Here is a 4,660-nt window from a genome sequence, read left to right on the forward strand (position 1 = left end):
CTCGGCGTCGGCCTGCCCGGCCAGGCGCGCCACGAGGCCGGCGTGGTCGTGGTCCTCGGGACGGCCGGGGGCGTCCGTCGCCCGCTCGACGCGGCGCGGCTCCCCCTCCATCCGGGTGAGCCGGAAGCTGCGCTCGGCGCCGCGGTCGAGGTCCCAGCCGGTGAGGTACCAGCGGCCGCGCACGAGGGTGAGGAACCAGGCCCGCACGGTGCGCCGGGTGGCCCGCCCCCGCGCGTCGCGGTAGGGGAAGCGCAGCACGGCCTCGTCGGCCACGGCCTGGGTGAGGGCCTCGAGCCGGGGGTCGGCCCGGGGCATGAGGGTGTGGTACCCGGCCAGCTCGTCGTCGCCCGTGAGGTCGGTGGCCGGCTGGAACAGCAGGCCCACGGCGCGGACGACGTCGGCGCGCAGCGGCGAGTCACCCCACAGGCGACGCGCCCGCACGAGGGCGCGGCGCTCGTCCACGGTGAGGTCGAGGTCGCGCAGTAGCAGCGCATCGCGGACGACGCGGTGCCGCACCCCCGCCTCGCCCTTGTCGAAGCCCGCGGGTTCGAGGGTCTCCAGCGGGACCCCCACGGCGCGCAGCACGCGGCGGTCCCGCTGGAAGAGCTTCTCGAAGGCGGCGTCCGTGAGCCCCTCGTAGCCGACGACCTGCCGTCGGATCCGGTCACGCTCGAGACCGTGCGGTGCCGAGAGCAGCAGCCACAGCAGCGAGATGATGCGCTCGGCGGCCTCGTCGCCGGCGCGCCGCGGGGCGGGTGGGGTCACGGGGCCCGGGGTCAGTCGACCGAGACGAGGTCGCAGACGAAGATGAGCGTCTCGTTCGGCCCGATCGCGGAGCCGGCGCCGCGGGCGCCGTAGCCCAGGTGCGGCGGGATCTCGAGGCGGCGGCGGCCGCCGACCTTCATGCCGAGCAGGCCCTGGTCCCAGCCGGCGATGACCTGGCCGACGCCGACGGTCAGGGGCAGCGGGGTGCCGCGGTTCCACGAGGCGTCGAACTCCTCGCCGGTGGACCAGGCCACGCCCACGTAGTGGACCTGCACGCGGGAGCCGGCCTCGACGGCCGGGCCGGAGCCCTCGATCAGGTCCTCCACCACGAGCTCGGTGGGCGGGGTCTCGCCCGGGAAGTCGATCTCGGGCTTGGTGCGGTCGTAGTCGCGCTGTCCGAAGGACACGGTGCTCTCCTCTTGGGTTCTCGTGGACGGGGTCAGTTCGCCGACGGGGTGGCGGACGCCTGGGCGTCCAGGATGTCCACGACGAACAGCAGGGGCTCGTTCTCGCCGATGTCCGGCGGGCTGCCCTGCTCACCGTAGGCCTTCTCGGCCGGGATCGACAGGAGGACGCGCGAGCCCACCTTCTGGCCGGCCAGACCCTCCTTCCAGCCCTCGATGACCCGGTTGAGGGAGAACGTGATGGCCTGGCCCGTCTCCCAGGACGAGTCGAAGACCTCGCCGTCGGACCACGTCACGCCCTCGTACTGCACGGTCACGGTGTCGTCCGCGCCGACCTCGCGGCCCTCGCCCTCGATCAGGGGCTGGACCACCAGCTCCTGGGGCGCCTCGCCGTCGGGCTTCGCGATGCTCGGCCGGCCGCTCTCCTCGTCCACGGTGACGTCGGGCAGGCGCTCGTCCCGCTCGGTCACCTCCTCGCCCTCGGCCTGCTTCGGCAGGATGGCGTCGATCTTGTAGACGAACAGCTGGGCGGGCTGCGTCTGGGTGGAGGGGGAGGCGCTCGGCGACGCGCTCTCGGTCTGCGGGACGGAGACGTCGTACTCGGGGCTGTACGCGGCGACGATCGTGCCGGCGCCGTTGCCCACCAGCATCTCGTGGATCTCCGGGTTCATGGACTTGAGCTGGTCGTCCACGGGCACGGCTTCCGGTTCGCCGCTGAAGTTCTCGGCGACCACCTCGCCGCTGGCCGGATCGACGACGGCGATCGACATCTTCAGGACGTCGCCCTCCTGCACCTGCTCCCCCTCGCCGGCGGTCAGCACGCGCGTGGTGGGCTGGCCGGTGTCGATCTCCCCGTCGATCTCGACCGTCGGCGCCCCGCCGTCGCCCTCCGTGAAGGTGACACCCGTCAGGGCGTCCGGCTCCCCCTGGCCCTCGCCGACGGCCGCCCGCTCGGGGGCGGCCGACGTGGAGGCCGACGCGGCGTCGCTGTGGGGCTGGTCCGCGCCGTCGTCGCCGGTAGCGCAGGCGGTGGCCAGCATCAGGCCCGCGGCGCCGAGGGACAGCAGCGGCAGCAGGCGGCGACGGCGGCGGGCCGTCGGGGGCTGGGGGGTCTGGAACGAACTCATGCGGGTCACCCTAACGGCGCGTCCTGGACGCGCGCTGTCAGGCGATCCGCTCGAACAGCCGGTCGACGGCGGCCGACGACGTGTCGAACGGGTCCTTCGTCACGATCGCGTGCAGCGGATGGTCGGTGAGCTTCAGGGTCGTCCAGTCGACGGCGTAGTCCAGGCCGCGCTCCCGGGCGCGGGCCACGAAGTCCGCGCGCACGCGGGCCCGGGTGGTGGGCGGGGCGGCCTCCACGGCGGACCGGGCGGCGTCCTCGGGCAGCAGGCGCGCGACGGCGCCGCGCCGCCGCAGCATGCGGAACAGCCCCCGGTCGGGGTCGATGTCGTGGAAGGCCAGGTCCAGCTGGGCGAGGCGGGGCGCGTCCCAGCCCAGGTCGTGGCGGGCCCGGTAGTCCTCCAGCAGGCGCAGCTTGATCGCCCAGTCGATGCGGTCCTCGATGCGGGACCGGTCACCGGTGCGGACGGCGTCGAGCACCTCGCCCCACAGGGTGAGGACCTCCCCCACCCGGTCGTGGTGGGCACCCTCCGCGGCGACGAAGGCGCGGGCCCGCTCGAGGTAGTGCTCCTGCAGCTCGAGCGCGGAGGCCTCCCCCTCCCGGAGCGCGATGCGGGCCGTGCCGGTGAGGTCGTGGGAGATCTGCCGCACCGCGCGGGTGGGGTGGGCGACGACGCGGTCCCCGAGCGGGAAGCCCGCCTCGATCATCCGCAGCAGCAGGTCGGTGGCGCCGAAGCGCAGCAGGTGGGTGTGCTCGGAGAGGTTCGTGTCCCCCACGATCACGTGGAGGCGCCGGTACTCGGAGGCGTCCGCGTGCGGCTCGTCCCGCGTGTTGATGATCGGCCGGGACCGCGTGGTGGAGGAGGACACGCCGTCCTGCACGAAGTCGGCGCGCTGGGAGAACGCGAAGTGGGCCGGGCCCTCGCCCTCGGGCCACGTGCCGGCGGGCACGACGCGGCCCGCGCCCACGAGGATCTGCCGGGAGACGAGGAACGGGACGAGCGCCTCGGTGAGCCGCCGGTACTCGGTGCGCCGGCGCAGCAGGTAGTTCTCGTGGGAGCCGTAGGAACTTCCCGAGGAGTCGGCGTTGTTGCGGTAGAGGTGGATCCGGCCGCCGACCCCGTCCGCGGCCATGCGCTCCTCGGCCTGGACCACGAGGTCGTGCAGCAGCAGGTCCCCCGCCCCGTCCGAGGCGATGAGCTCGTCGAGCGTCGAGCACTCGGCGGTCGCGTACTCGGGGTGGGACCCGACGTCGAGATAGAGCCGGGAGCCGTTGGACACGAACACGTTCGAGGACCGCCCCCACTCGACCACGGGCCGGAAGAGGTAGCGGACGACCTCTTCGGGGCTGAGCGGGCGCCCCTGCGGGTTCCAATGCTGGACGCCGTACTCCGTCTCCAGCCCGAAGATCCGGCGGGCGCGGTCCGCGTCGGTCACTGGCCGCCCTTCTGGACGAAGCCCTTGACGAACTCCTCGGCGTTGGACTCCAGCACCGAGTCGATCTCGTCCAGCAGGCTGTCCAGGCCCTGGTCCTGGGCCGCGGGCTTCACGTGCGCCTGGCCCGCCGCGGCGCCGGTCTCGTCGTCGCCGCCGGACGGGCGTGGGCGGATCTGCTCCTGGGACATGGTGGCCTCCTCGTGCGTCGACGCGGGTCGGTGTGCTCCGTCCGCGTCCACCCATCCTGCCCCACGCGCGGGCCACGTTTCAGCCCCACGTCCCCGGGTTGCCCCGCGCTGGCAGGATGGGGGCATGCGTCTGTGGACCCTTCACCCCCGCCACCTCGACCGTCAGGGCCTGACGGGCGCCTGGCGCGAGGCCCTGCTCGCGCAGGCCGTCCTGGCCGGCCGCACGCGCGGGTATCGGGACCACCCGCAGCTGCTGAGGTTCCGGGAGCACCCGGACCCGTCCGGCGCGATCGGCGCGTTCCTCTCCGGCCTCGAGGCCGAGGCCACGGCGCGCGGCTATCGCTTCGACCACTCCCGGATCGACCGGCCGTGCCCCGCCCCCGACGGCGCGGTGCGCATCCCGCCCGCCGGTCTCGCACCGATCCCGGCCACCACGGGCCAGCGCGACCTGGAGTGGCGTCACCTGTGCGCCAAGCTGGCCGCGCGCAGCCCCGCCTGGCTCGAACGGTGGTCGGACACGCCCGTCCCCGACGTGCACCCGCTGTTCACGATCGTCCCGGGGCCGGTCGCCTCCTGGGAGCGCGCCTGAGGGCGGGCCGCGGTCGGGCCCGGTCTGGCACCGTGGGGGCATGATCCGCGACGAGAGCATCGAGAGCTATCTGGGGCGCCTCGCCTCCGGCGAGCCCACCCCCGGCGGCGGCGCGACGGGCGCGCTCGCGGTCGCCGAGGGCGCCGGACTGCTGG

The 4,660-nt window shown here is 74.4% G+C and carries 6 protein-coding genes; 1 reads left to right on the forward strand and 5 read right to left on the reverse strand.

The window, feature by feature from the left end:
• The 5 genes from HMPREF3105_RS08360 to HMPREF3105_RS08380 all read right to left on the reverse strand — a co-directional run.
• Window positions 1-765, reverse strand: a 765-nt coding sequence (locus HMPREF3105_RS08360; protein WP_141762471.1) for a helix-turn-helix transcriptional regulator, incomplete at its 3' end; no start/stop codon positions are given.
• A gap of 11 nt (window positions 766-776) precedes the next feature.
• On the reverse strand, window positions 777-1,172 hold the full coding sequence (locus HMPREF3105_RS08365) for an FKBP-type peptidyl-prolyl cis-trans isomerase (protein WP_010078659.1): 396 nt from the start codon (window positions 1,170-1,172) through the stop codon (window positions 777-779).
• A 32-nt stretch (window positions 1,173-1,204) separates the two neighbouring features.
• The gene (locus tag HMPREF3105_RS08370; RefSeq protein ID WP_070709212.1) at window positions 1,205-2,296 is read right to left on the reverse strand and encodes an FKBP-type peptidyl-prolyl cis-trans isomerase; all 1,092 of its coding nucleotides are present in this window, start codon (window positions 2,294-2,296) and stop codon (window positions 1,205-1,207) included.
• Between the two features lie 37 nt (window positions 2,297-2,333).
• Entirely contained in the window at window positions 2,334-3,728 is a 1,395-nt protein-coding gene (gene pafA / locus HMPREF3105_RS08375; protein WP_070709210.1) for a Pup--protein ligase, read from the reverse strand.
• Window positions 3,725-3,916 carry a ubiquitin-like protein Pup gene (locus HMPREF3105_RS08380; RefSeq protein WP_017488237.1) on the reverse strand — a complete coding sequence of 64 codons (192 nt, stop codon included), beginning with the start codon at window positions 3,914-3,916 and terminating at the stop codon, window positions 3,725-3,727. The genes pafA and HMPREF3105_RS08380 overlap by 4 nt, the downstream gene beginning before the upstream one ends.
• A 124-nt stretch (window positions 3,917-4,040) precedes the next feature.
• Between HMPREF3105_RS08380 and HMPREF3105_RS08385 the strand changes: the two genes are divergently transcribed.
• Entirely contained in the window at window positions 4,041-4,505 is a 465-nt protein-coding gene (locus tag HMPREF3105_RS08385; protein ID WP_036336875.1) for a pyrimidine dimer DNA glycosylase/endonuclease V, read from the forward strand.
• Window positions 4,506-4,660: the final 155 nt, after the last annotated feature.

Origin of the sequence: Micrococcus sp. HMSC31B01 (genome assembly GCF_001816085.1) — a bacterium.
Classification (GTDB): domain Bacteria; phylum Actinomycetota; class Actinomycetes; order Actinomycetales; family Micrococcaceae; genus Micrococcus; species Micrococcus luteus.

Excerpts from the sequence above, each read along its gene's own strand:
- HMPREF3105_RS08370 (WP_070709212.1), bottom strand. The coding sequence starts at position 2,296 with ATGAGTTCGTTCCAGACCCCCCAGCCCCCGACGGCCCGCCGCCGTCGC.
- HMPREF3105_RS08385 (WP_036336875.1), top strand. The coding sequence starts at position 4,041 with ATGCGTCTGTGGACCCTTCACCCCCGCCACCTCGACCGTCAGGGCCTG.
- HMPREF3105_RS08380 (WP_017488237.1), bottom strand. The coding sequence starts at position 3,916 with ATGTCCCAGGAGCAGATCCGCCCACGCCCGTCCGGCGGCGACGACGAG.